Below are 20564 nucleotides of genomic sequence, written 5' to 3'. Positions count from 1 at the left end.
GCACATTCTGCAAACATAAGCCCTGAACAAATACTTTTTCAGGGCTTATCATCACTACAATTGTTTAATCACGCATCACAACGTCGCTGTGGGCTTTAACCACTCATAATTACCGTAGGGCGATTGCCCCGTTAACCATCGGCGCAGCATATCCAGCGCTAGCATCGCGGTCATTTCCTGACGGATGCGTTGACTGTGGCGCTGTGAGCTATAAACCAGCGTTTGGCCGAAAGTTTCTTGTGCCGAATGCAGCACTACGCTGATGCAATCGTCTTGTAACTCACCTATCGCAATCGTTAAATCAACGCCGCTGTGCGTCGCTAAAATGCGAGCCCGCGACGCAACCTCTTTCAAGCTGCTGTGACCGACGTGTTCTGGCAGTTCGCCATTGCCCAAAGGCGCATCGGCAGAACGTAGCTGCCAGCTTAAAAGCCCAGCGGTAAACTGTTCGCTAACCGCCAAACGTAGCCCACGCTCGCGGAGAAGAACAGCGACATCGTGCGGCAAGCCTGCCGTCCCTTCAAACACACAGTTTTCACCCGCAACCGCTCTGACATGCTGCCACGTTTCAACCATTGCTTCGCGCTGGGAGGAAGGGCCGGTCAACTTTAATTCGATAATAGGCATCGACGAACGATAGCCAAGCGTGGTGTTTGGCGGCAACGGTAATGAATCCAATTGCTGTGCTAAACCGCTTTCGGAGCGGCCAAAGGTGGTGAGTCGTAAACAAAGCGGCGGTTCAGATAGCGTAAAACGCTGGCGCAAACGCGGTAAAATTTGCTGTTCAACCATCACTTTAAATTCAGAAGGCACTCCCGGCGTAAAGAAAATCCAGCAGCCGTTGAGCTGAATGGCAAAGCCACAGGCGGTGCCGACCGGATTATCAATCATCTCGGCGCTGGCTGGGATCATCGCCTGTTTGCGGTTGCTATCAGACATCGGACGCCCACGTGAAGCAAAATAGGCCTCCATCTGCGCGATCCACTCAGGGTGCTCGACCAAGGGTTCACCTAAAGCATCTGCCGCGGCCTGCGCACTCAGGTCATCGCTGGTCGGCCCTAAACCGCCATTCACGATCAGAACGTCTGCATATTGGCTACGTAACTGCAGAGTGGACACTAAATCTTCCAGTGCATCACCCACGGTGCTACGTGCACGCATCGGGATCCCCTGCTGAAAGAGATAATCTGCCAGCCATGCGGAATTAGTATCAATGATTTGGCCGTGTAGAACCTCATCCCCCGTACAGAGCATTTCTAGACGTAGCATACGCCTCTCCTGAAAATTTTATGGCAATCCTAAAGTATCCACTTTAGAAACTGCGCTTTCACAACACAATGCTTTATTAACATAATTTAACCCCCAATAAGGTGTAATTAATTATTTACATCAAATGTAACGCCAGTTTGACGAATAGAATATTTTCCCTTAATCTGCGGGTCATAAATAGTAATGGATCGTCTTAATGCAGAGGAAAGCGTGAAGAATCGCACTCTTGGCAGTATTTTCATCGTTGCGGGCACCACCATCGGAGCGGGAATGTTGGCCATGCCGCTTGCGGCTGCCGGCGTAGGATTTGGCACCACCTTTATCATGCTGGTCAGCCTGTGGGCGTTAATGTGCTACACCGCCCTGCTGCTGGTTGAGGTTTATCAACACGAATCTGCGGATACGGGTTTGGGCACGCTGGCCAAACATTACCTGGGCCGCTCAGGTCAGTGGTTAACCGGCGCTAGCATGCTGTTTTTGATGTATGCGCTAACGGCAGCCTACATCAGCGGCGCGGGCGAGCTTCTAGCCTCCAGTTTGAGCCAATGGCTATCCCTTGAGATTAAACCTAGCGTTGGCGTTCTGCTGTTTACCCTGATCGCTGGCGGTGTCGTCTGTATCGGCACCCACTCGGTTGATATGTTTAACCGCGTGCTGTTTACGGCCAAAATTGTATTACTGGTGATTATGCTCACGCTTATGATGCCGCATATTCATCAGGCCAACCTTCTCACTATGCCGTTGGAAAAGGGACTTGCGCTCTCTGCAATCCCGGTCATTTTTACCTCTTTCGGCTTCCACGGTAGCGTGCCAAGTATTGTCAGCTACATGAACGGCAATCTGCGCAAACTGCGTTGGGTGTTTATCACCGGAAGCGCAATCCCGCTTATCGCCTATATTTTCTGGCAGCTTGCGACGCTGGGCGCCATTAGCTCTTCGACTTTCGTGGGTATTCTCGCCGCGCAGTCGGGCTTAAATGGCCTGCTACAGGCGGTTCGTGAGGTGGTCGCAACGCCTCATGTTGAACTTGCCGTTCATCTGTTTGCTGATTTAGCGCTGGCGACCTCTTTCCTCGGCGTGGCGCTGGGCCTGTTTGATTATTTGGCCGATCTGTTCCAGCGTAGCAATAAAGCCTCTGGGCGTGCGCAAACGGGCTTAATGACGTTTCTTCCCCCTTTGGCTTTTGCCCTATTTTATCCACAAGGCTTTGTTATGGCGCTGGGCTATGCGGCAGTTGCGCTGGCGGTATTAGCGTTGCTGATCCCGTCGATGCTGGTGTGGCAAACCCGTAAGCACCATCCTCAGGCGGGATATCGCGTCATGGGTGGAAAGCCGGCACTGGTGTTGGTTTTCCTGTGCGGTCTTTGCGTCATCGCTATTCAGCTATCAATTGCATCCGGGCTATTGCCAGCTGTTGGTTAAATTTGATAGGGTAAAAAGATGAATAGCATAATCCGAACTTCTCAGGTTGCCCGTTGGTGGCGCTGCATTTAGCGGCGGCACAGGATTCTGTTGATTCAAACATATCTTATACAAGCCGCCGGAGGGCGGCTTGTGACTTTTTAGAACGCGCTCCGGCTACTATTTTTTCAGGAGCGTTACCATGTCCGACCTTCATACTCATTCAGCATCACACACTATTCTTACCGGCGATCGTCCTACCGGACAGCTGCATCTTGGACACTACATCGGCTCACTGCGTCAACGCGTCGCATTGCAGGATCTGTATCCGCAGTTTGTTCTGATTGCCGACCTGCAAGGGTTAACCGACAACGGCAGCAATCCGCAAAAAATCTCCCACAATATTTTCGAAGTGATGGCCGACTATCTGGCGGTCGGTATCGATCCTGCCAAAACAACGATCTGTTTGCAGTCGGCTCTGCCTGCGCTGGCTGAGCTCACCATGCTGTATATGAATATCGTCAGCGTGGCACGCGTGGAACGTAACCCCACGGTAAAAGCCGAAATTGCTCAGAAAGGGTTTTCGCGCACGCTGCCTACCGGTTTTTTGGTTTACCCCATCAGCCAAGCTGCCGATATTACCGCGTTCAAAGCCGACCGCGTTCCGGTGGGTGACGATCAGTTGCCGATGCTCGAACAAACCAACGAGATCGTGCATAAAATGAATAGTCTATTGCCAGAACCCACTCTGGTGCCTTGTCAGGCTATGTTAAGCGCGGTGAGTCGTTTACCGGGCATTGATGGCAACGCCAAAATGTCAAAATCATTGGGCAATACCCTTACCTTAGGGGCCAGCGCCGATGAAATCAGTCAGGCCGTTCATGCCATGTATACCGACCCCAACCACCTGCGCGTAAGCGATCCAGGACAAATCGAAGGCAACGTGGTGTTCACCTATCTAGATGCGTTCCATCCAGACACCGCACTGGTTGCCGCAATGAAAGAACACTACCAGCGTGGGGGATTGGGCGATCGTCAGTGTAAGCAGGAGCTTGAGGCGTGTTTACAGGCGCTGTTAGCACCTATTCGCGAACAACGTCGTCAGTTCATTGCCGATAAAGCGGCGTTGATGGAAATCTTGCAGGCAGGTACCGAAAAAGCGCGTGAGGTCACTCAACAAACACTCGCCGAAGTGAAACGCGGGCTCGGATTACCGGTGATGTTTTGAAAATTATTATTTTTAGAAACCATTACGTTTAGAAACAAAAAAAGCGCCGAATAATCGTAAGCTGGTCACTTAAGCCTGATTTTAGGGGAAGTACACCGATGGGGTCGTAGCAGCTTTAGCTGCCGGAGCGCCCCGCGGTGTGCTAGCCCCGTGTATCTCGAGCTCTTAAACGATTACTCGGCGCTTTTCAGAAATGATTATGGTTGCTTAGAACCCAATACCGGCACCCACATAGGCACCATCAGCCACGACGTTATTACGATCGCCGTCTTTGCCCGACATTTCAATATAGCGATAACCAACATCAATCGTCACTGGGCGGATCACGCTCCAACGCAGACCTGCGCTCGCTTCTTTGTAATCGTTAATGCCGCTAGACAGTGAATCTGGCGAGTAGTATCCCTCACCATACAAAGAGAAACTTTTCGTTAATGGCCACTGTAAACCACCACCAACGGCAATCGCATACCCGTCGCTACCGTCTTTCTGTGGGTTAAGATAGAGCGCCTTGCCCCCTACGTTAACGAGAAAAGGCCCCAATGGCAGATTAACACCCAGCCCAAGGCCAGCAACATCGCCATCGTCGTCGTTATGCGCCCAGTTCAGCGTGGAATACAAACCCGATGAATCCGTGCCAAACCCCGCTTCAACGTTCGTATAGTGCTCACCCGCTTGACCATGAATACTGATAGCATTTGCTGCCGTTGCAGAAAAAAGAGCGGCACATGCGCAGCCCAAAACGATCTTCTTCATTTATTGATTATCCTTAAAAAAATAGACCGGTTCTCAGATTCCGGTGCGCGAGAGTTTAAACCAATCATCAACGAGAATCAGAGAAAACTTCTCTAAATTTTGTAAAAAAATTAACCAATTATGTGTCTGATAACTTTTAGCAATCTGGTTAATAACCCTTAACTATTTGCGTGAGATCATTAAGAGGTCTACAAATATTGATTAGATTGGTTCGCGGAACACTTATGGAAAGCCGGTTTTCCCAGAGCAATCTTTTTATGTCAGCTACATATTTTGGATTTAGCTGAAGAGCAATACCTGAGTGATAGGCACACAAGCTCGAGCGCCCTGAAACGAAAGGTATCACCCGGTTGAAGCAATTCACTGACTCTTGACGAAGGAGAGAAGTAATGAGCAAAAAAGGACTGACCACCGCCGCAGGCGCCCCCGTTGTTGACAACAACAACGTTATTACAGCAGGACCACGCGGCCCCATGCTGTTACAGGACGTCTGGTTCCTCGAGAAACTGGCCCACTTTGACCGTGAAGTCATTCCAGAGCGTCGTATGCACGCCAAAGGATCAGGCGCACACGGCACATTCACCGTCACTCACGATATTACCAAATACACTCGCGCAAAAATTTTCTCTGAAATCGGCAAACAAACCCCGATGATGGTGCGTTTCTCAACCGTCGCCGGTGAACGCGGTGCTGCCGATGCAGAACGTGATATTCGTGGCTTCGCCATGAAGTTTTATACCGAAGAAGGTAACTGGGATCTGGTGGGTAACGATACACCGATCTTCTATCTGCGCGATCCGCTGAAGTTCCCTGACCTGAATCACGTGGTAAAACGTGACCCGCGCACCAACCTGCGTAATCCGGTCTACAAGTGGGATTTCTTCTCACAGCTGCCAGAAGCCTTCCACCAGCTCACCATCGACTTCAGCGACCGTGGTTTGCCGAAGTCTTACCGTCACATGCACGGTTTTGGTAGTCACGCCTTCAGTTTTATCAATGCCGACAATGAGCGTTTCTGGGTTAAATTCCATTTCCGTTGCCAGCAAGGCATTGAAAACCTGATGGATGACGAAGCTGAAGCGCTGATCGGTAAAGACCGTGAAAGCTCACAGCGCGATCTGTACGATGCTATCGAACGCAAAGATTTCCCTCGCTGGAATCTGCAGGTGCAGATCATGCCAGAGAAAGAAGCGGCGCAAACGCCTTACAACCCGTTTGACCTTACTAAGGTATGGCCACATAAAGATTACCCACTGATTGATGTCGGTTACTTCGAACTGAACCGTAACCCAGACAACTACTTTGCGGAAATCGAACAGGTTGCCATGAATCCGGCCAACGTCGTTCCTGGGATCAGCTTCTCCCCGGATAAAATGTTGCAGGGGCGTTTGTTCTCATACGGCGATGCGCACCGCTATCGTTTGGGCGTAAACCATCACCAAATCCCGGTGAACGCGCCACAGTGCCCGTTCCACAACTACCATCGTGATGGGGCAATGCGCGTTGACGGTAACAGCGGCAACGGTGCAACCTACGAGCCAAACAGCTTTGGTGTATTCCAAGAGCAGCCTGATTTCAGCGAACCACCGCTAACCATCGAAGGTGCTGCGGATCACTGGAATCACCGCGAAGACACCGACTACTACACTCAGCCTCGTGCACTGTTTAATTTGCTGAGTGAAGAAGAACATCAGCGCATGTACACCCGTATCGCAGGCGAGTTATCTCAGGTACCTGAAGCTATTCAGAAACGAGCTTTGTGCCATTTTGCACAGATCCACCCTGACTATGCGGCCGGCATCATGAAGGCATTGGGGCAGTAATCGCGCCTCTCCATGCTTGAAGCTATAAACGTAAACAGGAGCCTTTAGGCTCCTGTTTTTTTATCCGCTAATTCACCGTAATCAATAATAAGTAATGGTCACGTTCGCTTTGGCGGTAATTTTACCCGCAAAGTTAGCAGAAGAAGAATCCGAGATCTCTGCAGCTGTTTGCACAATGGCGGCTTGATAATAAGCCGTATTTGCTCCTTGCTGAGCGCTGCCAATATGTTGCTTAGTTCCCATGACGACGGGGTTCCCTTGCGCGTCATAGAGCGAAACCGCGATCCCGCTGAGTTTTTTCCCGTTAGCCTCGCTATGCGCCACTAATTTATCACTGCCTTTTAAGATTGAATTGGCATCATCAAAGGTAAATTCAACATTATTGGTATAGCTGCTACAGGTAAATCCAATGCCAAACTGTGTTTGCGCCCCTTCTTGGGGAAACGCCCCCGAGCTACGCTTATTAAAATTGCCTAACTCAACCGTTTGATGCGCCGAATCTAAACTGCATGATGGCGCAGCCATATACACTCCGGAGCCTAAGGGAACATCAACCGTCGCCAAACCTGACATGCCATCGACGGTAAAAGTAAGATGTGCACCGGCTGGAATAACCGGAAGCGCACTATAGTCTATCCAACCAAGCTTCACTAATTCGGCACGCATGGACTCAATGGCATAATTATGCGTCTCATCAAATTTATATAAACTTTTATCCGCATTATATTGAGCGCCAAATTCAAACAGCGTGGTATCGTCTTTGCCGTTAATAATAGGATACTCAACGCCAAGAAACTTCCTTGTGGCCAATTTAGCGGGTGGATAGCTATTTGCCAGCGTTTCATCGTTATAGGATACCGCTTTAATATAAAGTTTAAGCTTAATACCGTTATTATTGGTTTGAGCCTCTCCCGTCCAGTCCAGCGCAGTGTCATTGATTGCACTCAGACTCAACGAAATATTGCCATCAAATCCCGCAGGAGCCGCTACCTCTTGGCCATCAGTGGTACAGCTTAGCCTCATGTTCGGCAAGAACTGCGCGTAATCGAGAGCAAGCACGACGGTATAATCGGGTGTATCTTGATCAACCGCGATGGGATTTTCACGAGTATAGGGCGCGAAGGGAGCGGCTCCACCGGTGTTAATTGTGCAGCGTAAAGCGCCGGCCCAAGTCATGCGCGGAATGACGCCTCCCAGCAATACAACAATGCTCATCAACACCGCTTGAGCCAGCCACCTTTTTCTCATCATCGTTCTCCGTTAGAACGTCACTGTCTGATGCAATATCGGTGTGTCACCACCAAAATCATTAATCAAAGAATAATTGAGCTGGCCACTTCCAGCCACGCCAGCGGGTAACGTATAACGAGCTTCCCCCTTTGCGGGCACCATCGTATTTTTTCCAGATACAGGCAGCTGCTTACCTGCGTTGCTCACGGATAGCTCAGAGAAACTTGCGTAATATTCAGTCGGGTTTTTCGCTACCAACCATGCCTTTCCGCCGTCATGGCTGACCTGCCATGTCAGCGCTTTTAGCGTATCCGCCGATTTCTCTTTCAAATCGGTTGGACGTACAAACACTTTCAATCGCGTACGGACGGCCAGCTGTAATTGATTTTCTTTGCTTTTGCTAACGGGCGGAATTTCTTGGATCCACAGCCAATATACTGACTCACGATCCTGCGGTATTTTTCCTGGCAATATCACCATCCGCAGTCGCCCTTCTCGTCCGGCACTAATTTTGAATAACGGCGGAGTCAAAATTAGCGGTAAACCTTTATCGTTACCTTGCTGATCTTCAATCCACGACTGCACTAAGTAATCATGGTTTTTATCATCATTAATAAGTTTAATCGGTGTTTCTTTGTCGCTTTCAAGTGCAACAATACGCGTCAAGGATGGGCGTACTGCGGCCTGAGCGCCGTTGGCAGTGATAAAAAGACCTATGAGCATAGGTACCACAACTTTTTTGCTGAAATTCATATATTTCTCTTATTAGCCACAAATCGCGTTGATTTGTTGATACCAAGGTTCAGAAGAATCTTTTGCCGCAGGCAAAACAAATTGGCACTGACTTTCATTCTCCAATGTCACATGCAATGTTGTATCGCCATCGGCCAAGATCCCATTCAGATACAGCAATCCATTATCAGCAACCATGCCAACCTGCTCCTTCCCTTGCCATACACTGGCACCAAAGGGGGCTGGTTTACCGCTAGTCAGTGATAACATCACGATCGCCCTGCGCCCAACCTTTGTCTGGAAACGACGAACCACAACGGCACCATGCGTAGGAACCACATTGTCGCCCGAGTCCAGTAACTCAACGTTATCATCAGCATGACGAGAATCTAGCGACAGCGCATTATCTCGATAAGGCGAAATTGATGGCACAACCGCTAACCCCCAACGGTTTGTCGATACGCCCGGTTGTCCTTCTATGCTGATATTTTGTGCCCCTGGCGTTTCAACGATGGCGATGGTATCCCCCAACATCTGAGATAAAACCACCCCGCCGCTATAGGCAACTACCCCGCCAGAAAGCCCGGCAGAATATTGTCGGCTTCCCTGCCCCATGCTTGCGCTCGCACTCATATTGGCGACGCTATTACGGTAAGCCATCGACGCTATAGGCGAATACCCGTCGCTGTTATGCTGAGCCGAAAGTGCGTAGCTTAATGCATTATCCAGTTCAGACCCTGATACCGTTGCCATCTGGGTATCACCGGAATGATTACTGCTACTGGTGCTAAACGACACATTACGGCTTCTTTTTTCACCCAAATCCCAAGGCACAGACACATTCAATGAGAACTGACGGTTGGGATCGACATCACCACCTGAACTGGAATTCATCTGGTAGTTATAGCTCATGCCAATATTCGCTGAGCCGATGTTAAAGCTATATCCCATCGTTAATGACGTATCAGCGGCACTTGAATCATAATAATTATCGCGTTGCAGCGTAAAATAGCCGTTACCAAACTCGCCAAGCCCCTGATTAAGCGTGGCTTGAATTTCGCTTTTACGCTGGTAGCGCGAGTCATCATTTCCCCAGCGCCAACTGGCGTACTCAGGGAAATCCATAAAACTTGCAGATTGGTAGCGATAGCCCATTAATTGCAATGACGTATCCGTGCTGTCGAAACGGCGTGCATACAGCAACCGCAGTGCTCTCCCGCTATCGCCGATTCGATACGCGGTGTCATCATTAAACGATTGTGGATCGCCATCTGATGCTTTTTGATGGCGCTCAAAGGCCCAATCTAGCGATACGCTGCCCAAGTAACCGAGGTTGAAAGCAGTACTCAACGCGGTTGATTGGTATCCTTCACCGGCAACAATAAGGTCGCTTAACGTCAATCTATCAAAGCCGTACTGCAAGTTTCCTTGCACTACTAGGGGATTATAAGAAAGACTATCATCTCGATACCGGCCCGCGCTCAAACCATAGCGCCATGTTCCTGGCCTCAACATATCCGGCAGTGATGTATAAGGAACGGTAAATTGCTGCTTGCTCCCATCACTCTCCTCAACCGTGACATCTAAATCAGCCCCAATTTGCCCATTATTTAAGTCATGAATAGCAAAACTACCCGGTGCCACCGTTTGGCTATAAATAATATTTCCACGCTGGCGGATCACGACTCGCGCATTGGTTCGTGCAACACCACGGATAACCGGTGAGTAGCTGAAAGTATCGGCAGGCAGCATCTGATTATTGGTCTCAAGCGTCATGCCTCGCACGGGTAAAATACCTAACACATCGCTTGATGTGCTGGCATAAACATCGCCGACGGTGAAGCGAGAAACCAGTGAGGCAATATCGCGTTCTGCATAGGCGCGATCGTGGTTTTGCTCCCAACCCAATTCAGATTTATTAAAAGTATCAAAGCTATAAAAACGCCAGTCACCCAGATTCACGCCAGAATTCAGGCTTAGATATGCCGTATCGCTGCTGTCATTGTCAGAGCTGTTACTATTGTGATTTTCGGTATGATAAACGTAGCTGGAATAACCTAAACGTAGCGCATTGACTCCCTTGTCCCACAAAGAAGGGTCAATCATTTCACTTTGGGTTGCCACATTCATTGCAGCCTGTGGCGCCGTGATAATAAGTTGCTGCATAGCAGCGTCGTATTTTACTTTTGCATCAGGCCACTTAGCGACAAGGTCATAACATGTTTCACTCGCACTTTTGCTTTGTTCAGGCAATTCATGATCGAGTCTTATTTGATGTAATAGCGCTAATGTTAAACACGGCTCAGCGCTTTTATTTTTTGACATGGAAATAAATTCGACTTTTGTTTTAAACACGGAGTGCCCATTCAAAACAATATCGACGGTATTCGTTCCTGGTTCAATTTGATCAGGATGATAAAACTGCTGCGGTATTTCTTGCGTATTTTTGCGTAAAAAATCAGCGTCAAATTCAGCACTATCCGTTGAAATCGAATTTTTTTCTTCGCTGGCAATTGCATGCAATGAAAAAAAAGCAGAGACAATAATGATAAATCTCATTATGAATAAAAAATGAATCCTCATCACTATTGTTCCGCTTTAAACTCATTAACAAAAGGCTCCAAAATAATTCAAATAACGACATCTCATTTAAATTATTTATGATCGGGATAAAACGAGCAGACAGAACCTTTTAGTTATACATAATATCAATGAAAGTTTTTGCCGTTACACTACCCGCACTGACTTCCGGAGTAGAGGTATTAGCCTTGTAGGCAACTTTGAAACGCAATGTTGTATTACCTGTTGATAAAGCCTGTGGCTTAGAAGGTTTGCCACCATTAATATCAACCAGCGTAGTACCATCATTCTCCAGCAAGGCTACACCAACGCCTGTTGCTGGGTTTGAGCTGCTTCCATTTTTCAGAATATTATTATCAACCGCATCGGGTGAACCGCTGAACGTTACCTCCGCATTGCTTAACGTGGTCTTATCACAGTCTTTAAGGTCAATCGTAAAATCCATCATCCCTGCATAGCCAAATGCAGAATTAAACGAAGATGGTGTTACCGTGGGGAGCGTCATTGCGGCATCAGATGTTACCGTATCTCCATTGAAACCCTTTAACGTACATGCCGAAGCAGATACTGTTCCCACGAAGGTAATATCGCCATCAGAGGCAAGCGCAGAGAATGAACTTGCTGCTAACATTGATAAAACTAAAAGCTTATATTTCATAAATTCACCTTGCTATCCATAAAGATAAAACAATCCATTTTTTAGTTCACACATGCGTAAAGCCAAAATGCATGAGTGCTAACCACCAATAAATTATATGTATGGATTACAATTTTGGAATACATAAAAATTTAATTCATTTGTTAGTCACAATAAATATTGAAAATAAAATTCAAATTAACAATCTATCCAATTAACACATTTCTGTTAAGAAACTAGCCTCTAGCGTTTTAAATGCATCAATAAGGCATACCTAAACGATTAAAGCAGCAAAGAAAAAATCATTTTTTGGCCAATTGCATAACGCTAAAACGAGCAGATTAATTTAAATATGGCGACATAGAATAAGTATAAAGAAAAAAACCGATACAGCCGTATGTAACATAAGTAAAAATTACGTTGCATACATTCACCTAAATATCCATAACGATAAAACTCCGTTATTTAGCAATGCATTAATGATTGCTTAATGCATTCCAAACATGCATCGATTATATTCATTTATTATGATTTTGAAATACATGGAATTTTAATTCATTTGTTAGCAGGAATAAAAGGAAGGGACTCATAAATTAATACTATAAAAAAATCAACACAGAACACTCATTCATAACAAACTCTGAGCAAAATTTACTCAGAGTTTTTGCTATAGGTTAGATAGCCACATTGCTATTTGCTTACGCGAGATTTTAATCCCCCCCTGTTTTAGGGCTTCGGGGAGAAGGTAGTAACGAATAGGCTGTTGAAAACGGGCTAGCTTTCCTTGAATCCACTGAGCCAGCGAGGACAAATCCAGCGCTTCTCGGGTTTCAATAACCGCAACTGGCCGCTGACCAAACTCACAATCGTCCACCGGCAGCACAAACGCCTGCTGAATATCGGGGTGAGTCAGCAGAACGCGTTCGACATCTTCTGGCTGAATGCCCTCGCCACCGCTGAAAAACAGGTTGTCGAGCCGGCCAATAATTCTCAGCTCACCATTTTGCATCTCGCCGCGATCGCGGGTATGAAACCAACCGTCCGCGTCGGCTAAGGGGAATAAATGCCCATCGCGCCAGTAACCCGATGCCATGTTATCGCCCCGCAGTAGGATCTCGCCGTCAGCCAGCATCAGTTCACGCCCCGTAAGCGGCAACCCCACGCCAGGCAAAGCATCGGCGCGTTTAGCACACACGGTTGACGCCATCTCGGTCAAACCATAACCACACCAGCAGCGGATACCACGAGCTTCCGCCTGCTGGGTTAAATCAACCGGGATCATCGCACCACCGAGCAAAACGTCTTTCAGCGTCAACGTCGTTTCAGGCTGATTCAGCAAGCGCCACAGCTGAGTCGGCACTAATGAAGCATGAGTACAGCCACGTAGAGCCTCATCCAGCGGATGCATATTGCGCACCGCCAAGCTCGCGCCGGCAAGCAACCAGCGCCACACGATGCCTTGCCCAGACACGTGGAATAATGGTAATGAAAGCAGCCAGCTATCGTCTTGCTCTAAGGGCATCAATGACAAGACACCCGCCGCGCTAGACAGATGCGCCTGAAAACTATGTGCGGCGGCTTTCGGCATTCCCGTTGACCCTGAGGTTAGCGTCAGCGTTGCTAAGCGCTGCGCTTGCCACGACGGTAAGGCGGTAGAAGCTGCATCTGACGCGCTCAGCACCGCAATACCGTTTGGCCAGCGGAACTCACCGTCTGGGCTATAGCCATAATCAACATTGAGCTGGGGCAACAGTTCGCTCAGCAGAGCCTCGGGCAACTGCGGATTAAGCGGCAGAACCCGTGCACCACATTGCAAAACGGCTAAATAAGCCAGCAGCAGCTCAGCGCTATTCTTGCCGCGAACGGCGACGATGGCATCAGCAGTGACGCCTTGGTGCATAAAGCTCGACGCTAACTGACCGATCTTTTGACTCAAAACCCGCCAACTCACCGGCGTGCTTTCTAGAAGCAACGCCGTATGTTCGGGGGTGTGACTGGCCCAGTGCTGCCAAGGCCAGTCGGTAAACGCAGGATAAATCTTTGCTGTCATGCTAAGAACGCCATACCACATCTAATGAAGAAACGTCCTGCAACGGCAAGCTGTTTTCCGGCCAAGGGCGGATAAGCTGCGCCTGCATCAAATCTAACGTATCCAAACCGGGTACCGTATTCGGCGTCAACCATGCCGCCACGCGCGCCAGTTGAGTTAGACCAAGGCTCGACTCGATGCTGGAGCTAATCACCGCGTCTAGCCCCACTTGATGCGCCTGTGAAATTAGCTGCTGACAGCGCTGCAAACTGCCGGTTAAGGTCGGTTTAATCACAATGGCCGCCACGCCCCCTTCGGCTTCAACGCGAAAATCGGGCTCACGCACGCTTTCATCCCACGCAATCGCAATGCCGGTTTGGCGCGCAAAATCACGCGACTCATCGCGGGTTTTGCACGGTTCTTCCAGAAACGCGATACGGTTGCGCCATTCAGGATTCACATATTTGGCAAATCCATCGGCTTTAGCCCGTGTCCAGCTGCGGTTGGCATCCAAACGCAGTTTCAGATCGGGCAGCGCCTCGAGCAGCACGTTAACCACCATGCCGTCGCGTACCGCTTCGTACAAACCGACTTTCACCTTGGCCACTTTCTCGCCAGGGATAGCTTGCAGCACCGCAAACAATTCGTCAGGGTCACCGGAACACAGAGGCGCTTTGCGATAGTTAGCTTCCGTTGGCAGCAAGCCTGAAAGCTCAGCCAACGCGCAGCTCAAACCAAACGCCACTGAAGGTAGCGCATTTTCATTAGGCTGCAGGCCTGCGGCCCACTGCTGCAAATCAGCCAGCGCAGCTTCCTGTGCCTGTTCGAGTGTCTCATCACTAAACTCAGGCAAAGGGGCGATTTCGCCCCAACCTTCCTGTTCACCCTCGCGCAGGCACACTATCAACCCGTCACGAGTTTTTAGCCGCTGGTTGCGCAGAATGACGCCTGCATCCATAGGCAGGCTGTAACGGTAAAGTGTGACCTGTCGCATTACGGATTACGCTTGAATTTAGAGAAATCGGGTTCACGTTTTTCGTTAAACGCGTTGCGCCCTTCCTGACCTTCATCGGTCATGTAGAACAGCATGGTGGCGTTACCTGCCAACTCTTGCAGACCAGCTTGACCGTCGCAGTCTGCGTTCAAGGCAGCTTTCAGGCAGCGCAGCGCCATTGGGCTATTGCGCAGCATTTCACGACACCAGCGCACGGTTTCTTTTTCCAGATCGGCTAAAGGCACCACGGTGTTAACCAAGCCCATATCCAACGCTTCTTGTGCGTTGTACTGACGGCACAGGAACCAGATTTCGCGTGCTTTTTTCTGGCCGACGATACGCGCCATATAAGAAGCACCCCAGCCACCGTCGAAGGAACCGACTTTAGGCCCGGTCTGACCAAAGACCGCATTTTCTGCTGCAATGGTCAAATCGCACATCATATGCAGCACGTGACCGCCACCGATGGAGTAACCCGCTACCGCCGCCACCACTGGTTTAGGACAGGTACGGATCTGACGCTGGAAATCCAGCACGTTCAGGTGATGAGTGCCGCTGGCATCTTTATAGCCGCCGTAGTCGCCGCGAACCTTTTGGTCACCGCCGGAGCAAAACGCTTTATCGCCTGCGCCGGTTAGAATGATGGTGCCGATATGGTCGTCATAGCGCGCATCAGACATGGCCTGAATCATCTCTTTAACCGTCTGAGGGCGGAAAGCGTTGCGCACCTGCGGGCGGTTGATGGTGATTTTAGCGATACCGTCTGCCGATTTATGGTAGAGAATATCTTCAAAATCAGCAGAGCAGTCCTGCCACTCAATCGGTGCATACAGCTCTTGTTCGCTTGGATACAGCATAGTCAGATTCCTGTTAAAGAAGTGGGGTAAAAAAGTCGCGCACCTGAGCAACAAACTCGTCAGGATTGGCGCGATGTGCGTTATGTCCGGCGTCTGTAATAACACGCACCGGCAAATCAGATTCGGCGGCAAGCTGCTGAAACTTAGCGTCACGCTCGCCGCATAAATAGATAAAAGGAACCGCCAGCGTTTTTAGCTGTGCGGTAAGTCGCGGCTGTTTGCCCAACGACGTTGACTCAAGCATTGTAGCCAAAGGCTCGCCGTTCTGCGCCGCGCGTAATGTAATCAAACGGTGACGCTCATGTTCACTCAGCTCGGCAAATACTGGCTGCTGATACCATGCCTGAAGAACATCCGACATCGGCTGTTGCCGAAAACGCTCGGCCCAGCGTGCGTCGTTTTCAATTCTGGCCACCCGCTCAGCTTGCGTTTTCAGCCCCGGATTGCCGCCTTCCACCAGCAAGGCTTTTAATCCTTCGGGATGCTGGGCCGCGTGGTACATCGCCACCCGCCCGCCCAATGAATAGCCAATAAGCGCATAGGATGAAATATCATAATGCGCCAAGGTGTCCCGCAAAGCAGCATCTACGGCGGTAAAACCGTCTGCGCAGAGCTGCGCCGAACGACCGTGGCCGGGGAGATCAACCAGCAGATGTGAAAACTCGGGCAGCTGAGAGGCAAAATCTCGCCACTCGCTGCCTTCGCCCAGAAAACCATGTAACCAGACTAAAGTCGGAGAAGATCCCGCCTGCGTTTGAGCCGCAATGTTCGAACCGCAAAGGAGGTATGTCGCGGCCAAAATCACAGCGCTTTTACCTGAGCAAGCAGATCGCGCAGCGTTTCCGCGCCTTCGCTAGGAGAAACCTGCAGCTCAATAAGCGTGGCCCCCGTGCGACGCCAGCCTTGCTGCACCGCATCAACCAGATCATCCCAACTTTGTGGCTGGGCATAGGCCAGTTTGAACATCGCGGCGGCATGCTGGAACTCCACGTCCTGCGGCATCAGATAAAAGCGTTCACGCTCAGCTTCTGGCGTTGGCAGCATAGAGAAAATCTGTCCGCCATTGTTATTTACCACGATAAATACCGTCGGCGCAGAACAGTGGCGCAAAAGCGCTAAGGCATTAAGATCGTAAAGCGCGGAGAGATCGCCAACGATCGCCAGCGTCGGTTTCGCCGTGGCGCGCTGCACGCCCGCCGCAGTAGAAATCAGCCCATCGATGCCGCTTGCGCCACGGTTGCTATAAACCGGATACCCAGCAGGAAGTTGGGCAAACGCATCAATCAGTCGAACAATCAAGCTATTACCGACGAACAGCTGACCATTCTCAGGCAATAATTCAGGGATGCGCTGCGCCACCTGCGCCTCGCCAAAATGCTCATCCAGATATTCAGTCACGCACTGCTGGGCAGTATCTGCCAACAGTTCCAGCTCCGGTGCCCACGGCGCACGTGGCTGCGCGGGGTGCAGCGCCAACCAATCCGCGATAGACGCGATCACGCGGCGACCATAGTGATTCGCAGGATCCAATCGCCCTTCTAACGGATCAATCAGCCAATATTCTTGCGGTTGGCTGCTTGCCTGCCACTGCAACAGACGCTTGCCCGTCAGGCTACTGCCGAACTGGATAACCACCTGCGCCTGCTCCAATAATGCCTGAGCTTTTGGATTCGCCAGCCATAAATCCGCACACGGCAAAGGTTGGCCGCTCTGCGATAAAACATCGCCAATCAGCGGCCAGCCGAGCAGTTCAGCCCATTGAGAAACTTGATCGCCCTCTTCGGCGCTCATTCTGCCCGCTAAGATCACACCGCGTTTTTGCCGCCAGTAAAACCAGTCGGGCTGTTTTACCGCAGTGCGCGCATGCAGATCTGTCTCACGCAGCCACGGACGAGGATCCTGCCACCATTCGCCCAGCGTTTTCGACCACGCATCGGCTGAACCATCGTCATCACCATACAGAGGTTCAGCAAAAGGACAGTTCACATGCAATGCGCCATGGCTCAGCTGCGCCATCGCGCTATCAATGGCCGAAGCCAGCCAGCGAGCGGGAATATCAGGCGTCGGCCTTGGCAGGTTCAGCGTTTGCTTAGGATGGGATGCAAAAATACCGTTTTGACGAATGGCCTGATTGGCACCGCAGTCGATAAGCTCTGGCGGACGATCGGCGGTCAGCATAACCAGACGTTCGCCGGTCAGGCCCGCCTCAATCAGAGCAGGGTACAGATTCGCAACCGCTGTACCCGATGTAACGATAACGGCAACCGGCTCGCCGGAAGCTTTCGCCAGCCCAAGCGCCAAATGGCCCAAGCCACGCTCATCAAAATGCGTATGACAAATAAGCTGGGAATTAGCCGCCGCCGCAAGCGTCAGCGGCGTAGAACGGGAGCCGGGAGCAATACAGATATGGCGAACACCGTGGCGGGTTAACGCCTCCAGTAACAACGCGGCCCAGTGGCGGTTAAATACACTTGTCGACATGGCGGCTCAGCAGTCTGGTTAAAAAAGGGTTTTCTCAGCTTAGCCCACTCATCGAAGCCCATCCGAGCTCGATAATGATAAAGCCGTTAATTTGTTCGCAATTTGAAGGTCTTACAAAACTATGTCTTACAAAACCATAACGTAGAGTAACTTCATGTTTTTGAAAGAAAATCAAAAGGGATTACGCGTGCAATATGTTACACCAGCGAGCCCAAGACCACAATCAGCTAAGGGGAGTATATGAAGCCAGAGGATCCGTCTGGCTTTTGGATTGAGATGAGACGCTACAGATTAGACAATAGAGGGAATAGAAGTGTGATAGCTCCCATCGGTTGCCATCTGCCAGCGCATGTCGGCCGTTAAGCTCTCATTGAGCACCCGCTGTACGTTAGGCCCATCCGTCATGGCATAAAATGCTTCCGCATTTTCGCTGGATTGCCCACCAGCAACTTTACGCCCGACTAAGCGAGATTTAAGTAACTGCGGTGAGGCTGAAATAAACAGCGATACATCAGCGTAACGAGACAAATCCCTCCAGCCCTCCTCATTAAGCAGGAGCCAATTCCCCTCAACTACCACAATCGGCGCTTTCACTTCGACCATATCCATCACCGGTTCATGTAGCTGGCGATCGTAAATCGGCCAGAGTGCATTAGGGTTTTGTAGCTGACCTAAATAGCGTTGCAACAAGGCTAAATCAAAGGTTTCGGGAGCCCCTTTTTTGTGACTCAATCCTGCGATCTGCAAATCACGGTTATAATGGTGAAAACCATCCATAGCGAGCCCTTGTAGCGCTGAAAGCTCAGGATACTGTTCGCTTAGCCATTGCCATAATCCACACAGCGTTGATTTCCCCACTCCCGGCGGAGCCGCCAGAAAAACGATAATTCGCCTTTCTAACAATTTTTGTTGCTGTGTTAAGTATTGAAGCCAAGGCAAATGGAGATGTTCAATTTCATCGTCTGAAAAATAGGCCGGATAAGTTAACCCATTAACGCTTAAATTAAGTTTCATGCTTCAGGCTCTCGCAGGATCTAATTCTTTAACGATGGTCATTACGGCTAATGACAGGCTAGTTTTAATCAGAGAAATGCAACGCGTACGGCTATATATAGCGAAGTCTGCAAAGCGCATTTCATTAACAGCACGAACTGAAAAATCCGTCTCACTGATGGTGCGAAGATTATTAATAAACTCATAAACCATTTCATGATCGAAAGGCATCGTTTTCGCACGCGAGTAAATATATTCATTAAACTGAATAAAACTAAATATATCTGCATAAACTTCTCTGCGCATCTGTCCCAAAGCATAGATCAACCGTAATGCAACATAGATATCGTCCAACGGACCTGCTTTGGCCAATAACGGCTTAACAGCATACTCTTGGATATCAGGATCGCTGACAAATACGTAAGGTAAAAAATAACGTAATGTAGAATAAAGGATCTGATTTGCCTGAGCCATAAATCCACTAAGCTCTTTCTCCGACTCAAGCAGCTCAATAATTTTATCTTCATCCATCGATATCATTGCGACCCCAAATAACCGTTGGCGATGTGGCTAACAACTTACCTTTCATAAAGTGTATTTATTAAGCGCTGCGTTTTATCCATACCGTTTAAAAAGAGAGTTTGCGTTTGTAATTTCCCCTCTATTTTTCGCACGCCTTCGGTTAAATCCCCTTTAGTGACGCCGGTGGCCGAAAAAAGAATTTCGTCAGTATGGACCATTTGATTTAGGGTGTAAACGCGGTCAACCTCAACGCCCATTTGTGCACAACGTTGCCGCTCTTGCTGCGCAATCTCTTGATTACTGGCACTCCCACCTTTCGCTTCAACACTGTCAATCAGCATCGCTTGCATATCGCCTCCCATCACCTTCACCGCACAGGCGGAAAGCACGCCTTCTGGCGCACCACCAACGGTGTACATCACATCCAACCCAGAATCCGGTTGGCATAGCATAATGCTGCCTGCCACGTCGCCATCGGGTAATACGCTAACCTTCACGCCTAGTCGATTGAGCCGTTGGATATCGTCACGGTGCCTTGGTTTATCCAATATCACCACTTGCAATTGCGATAGCGGCTTAGCCAACTTTTCAGCGACAGCACGTAAATTCTCTTCCAGCGTGTGGTTAAGGTCGATAACCCCCTTAGCGTCAGGACAGACTGCCAGCTTACGCATATACATATCCGGCGCATGTAATAAGCAACCATAGGGCGCGAACGCCAAAACAGAAAGTGCGTTATGCTGCCCTACCGAGACCATACGTGTCCCTTCGATGGGATCTACCGCGATATCAATCTCCCGCCCCGTCCCTAGGCCCAGCGCCTCGCCAATGTATAGCATCGGCGCGCGATCGATTTCCCCCTCACCAATCACAATGCGTCCCCGCATGGGCATCTGATTCAAACTCTGACGCATTGCCGATACCGCTTCGCCATCAATTTGGTTTTTATCTCCGCAGCCGATTAAGGGCCATGCAGCCAGTGCGGCCTGCTCCGTGGCGCGTAAAACACCGTAAGCCAATTGTTCCATGACAACC

17 protein-coding genes are annotated in these 20564 nt (G+C 49.7%); 3 read left to right on the top strand and 14 right to left on the bottom strand.

Going from position 1 to position 20564, the window contains the following annotated elements:
• Positions 1-75: 75 nt before the first annotated feature.
• Positions 76-1269, bottom strand: coding sequence for a nicotinamide mononucleotide deamidase-related protein YfaY (locus BN1044_RS18380; protein WP_072309887.1), 1194 nt, complete (start codon positions 1267-1269; stop codon positions 76-78).
• A 210-nt stretch (positions 1270-1479) separates the two neighbouring features.
• On the opposite strand from BN1044_RS18380, the gene tyrP reads away from it, so the two are divergent.
• Together tyrP and trpS are read left to right on the top strand one after the other, a co-directional pair.
• Positions 1480-2691: a tyrosine transporter TyrP gene (gene tyrP, locus BN1044_RS18375; protein ID WP_072309908.1), complete on the top strand. Its 1212-nt coding sequence runs from the start codon at positions 1480-1482 to the stop codon at positions 2689-2691.
• Between the two features lie 181 nt (positions 2692-2872).
• Complete coding sequence (gene trpS / locus BN1044_RS18370) at positions 2873-3898, top strand: tryptophan--tRNA ligase (protein ID WP_072309886.1); 1026 nt, start codon at positions 2873-2875, stop codon at positions 3896-3898.
• 207 nt (positions 3899-4105) lie between these two features.
• Here the strand turns inward: trpS and BN1044_RS18365 are convergent, their stop codons facing one another.
• A complete protein-coding gene (locus BN1044_RS18365; protein ID WP_072309885.1) occupies positions 4106-4651 on the bottom strand; it encodes a YfaZ family outer membrane protein in 546 nt (181 codons plus the stop codon).
• Between the two features lie 389 nt (positions 4652-5040).
• On the opposite strand from BN1044_RS18365, the gene BN1044_RS18360 reads away from it, so the two are divergent.
• Positions 5041-6474 carry a catalase gene (locus BN1044_RS18360; RefSeq protein ID WP_072309884.1) on the top strand — a complete coding sequence of 478 codons (1434 nt, stop codon included), beginning with the start codon at positions 5041-5043 and terminating at the stop codon, positions 6472-6474.
• 81 nt (positions 6475-6555) lie between these two features.
• Here BN1044_RS18360 and BN1044_RS18355 read toward each other — a convergent pair whose 3' ends face one another.
• The 12 genes from BN1044_RS18355 to glpX all read right to left on the bottom strand — a co-directional run bounded on the left by BN1044_RS18355 (position 6556) and on the right by glpX (position 20557).
• Positions 6556-7725: a fimbrial protein gene (locus BN1044_RS18355; protein WP_247650232.1), complete on the bottom strand. Its 1170-nt coding sequence runs from the start codon at positions 7723-7725 to the stop codon at positions 6556-6558.
• 9 nt (positions 7726-7734) lie between these two features.
• Entirely contained in the window at positions 7735-8457 is a 723-nt protein-coding gene (locus tag BN1044_RS18350; protein ID WP_072309883.1) for a fimbrial biogenesis chaperone, read from the bottom strand.
• A 12-nt stretch (positions 8458-8469) separates the two neighbouring features.
• Positions 8470-10995: a fimbria/pilus outer membrane usher protein gene (locus BN1044_RS18345; RefSeq protein WP_072309882.1), complete on the bottom strand. Its 2526-nt coding sequence runs from the start codon at positions 10993-10995 to the stop codon at positions 8470-8472.
• A gap of 133 nt (positions 10996-11128) precedes the next feature.
• Positions 11129-11674, bottom strand: a complete 546-nt coding sequence (locus BN1044_RS18340; protein ID WP_072309881.1) for a fimbrial protein — start codon at positions 11672-11674, stop codon at positions 11129-11131.
• A 646-nt stretch (positions 11675-12320) separates the two neighbouring features.
• Positions 12321-13703 carry an o-succinylbenzoate--CoA ligase gene (gene menE / locus BN1044_RS18335; RefSeq protein ID WP_072309880.1) on the bottom strand — a complete coding sequence of 461 codons (1383 nt, stop codon included), beginning with the start codon at positions 13701-13703 and terminating at the stop codon, positions 12321-12323.
• A gap of 1 nt (position 13704) precedes the next feature.
• Positions 13705-14676, bottom strand: coding sequence for an o-succinylbenzoate synthase (gene menC / locus BN1044_RS18330; protein WP_072309879.1), 972 nt, complete (start codon positions 14674-14676; stop codon positions 13705-13707).
• A complete protein-coding gene (menB, locus tag BN1044_RS18325) occupies positions 14676-15533 on the bottom strand; it encodes a 1,4-dihydroxy-2-naphthoyl-CoA synthase (RefSeq protein WP_025797973.1) in 858 nt (285 codons plus the stop codon). The genes menC and menB overlap by 1 nt, the downstream gene beginning before the upstream one ends.
• 13 nt (positions 15534-15546) lie before the next feature.
• Positions 15547-16338 (bottom strand): 2-succinyl-6-hydroxy-2,4-cyclohexadiene-1-carboxylate synthase, encoded by a 792-nt coding sequence (menH, locus tag BN1044_RS18320; RefSeq protein WP_432612976.1) that lies wholly within the window; start codon positions 16336-16338, stop codon positions 15547-15549.
• On the bottom strand, positions 16335-18014 hold the full coding sequence (gene menD / locus BN1044_RS18315; RefSeq protein WP_072309878.1) for a 2-succinyl-5-enolpyruvyl-6-hydroxy-3-cyclohexene-1-carboxylic-acid synthase: 1680 nt from the start codon (positions 18012-18014) through the stop codon (positions 16335-16337). The genes menH and menD overlap by 4 nt, the downstream gene beginning before the upstream one ends.
• 291 nt (positions 18015-18305) lie before the next feature.
• Positions 18306-19028, bottom strand: coding sequence for a nucleoside/nucleotide kinase family protein (locus tag BN1044_RS18310; RefSeq protein WP_072309877.1), 723 nt, complete (start codon positions 19026-19028; stop codon positions 18306-18308).
• A gap of 3 nt (positions 19029-19031) precedes the next feature.
• Positions 19032-19538 (bottom strand): MltR family transcriptional regulator, encoded by a 507-nt coding sequence (locus BN1044_RS18305; protein ID WP_168780201.1) that lies wholly within the window; start codon positions 19536-19538, stop codon positions 19032-19034.
• Between the two features lie 47 nt (positions 19539-19585).
• Complete coding sequence (glpX, locus tag BN1044_RS18300) at positions 19586-20557, bottom strand: class II fructose-bisphosphatase (RefSeq protein WP_072309875.1); 972 nt, start codon at positions 20555-20557, stop codon at positions 19586-19588.
• Between the last annotated feature and the right edge of the window lie 7 nt (positions 20558-20564).

Origin of the sequence: Hafnia alvei, assembly GCF_900095695.1 — a bacterium.
GTDB lineage: Bacteria > Pseudomonadota > Gammaproteobacteria > Enterobacterales > Enterobacteriaceae > Hafnia > Hafnia alvei_B.
Note: the sequence above shows the minus strand (reverse complement) of the source record. Positions and strands in the feature narration are given on the sequence as shown.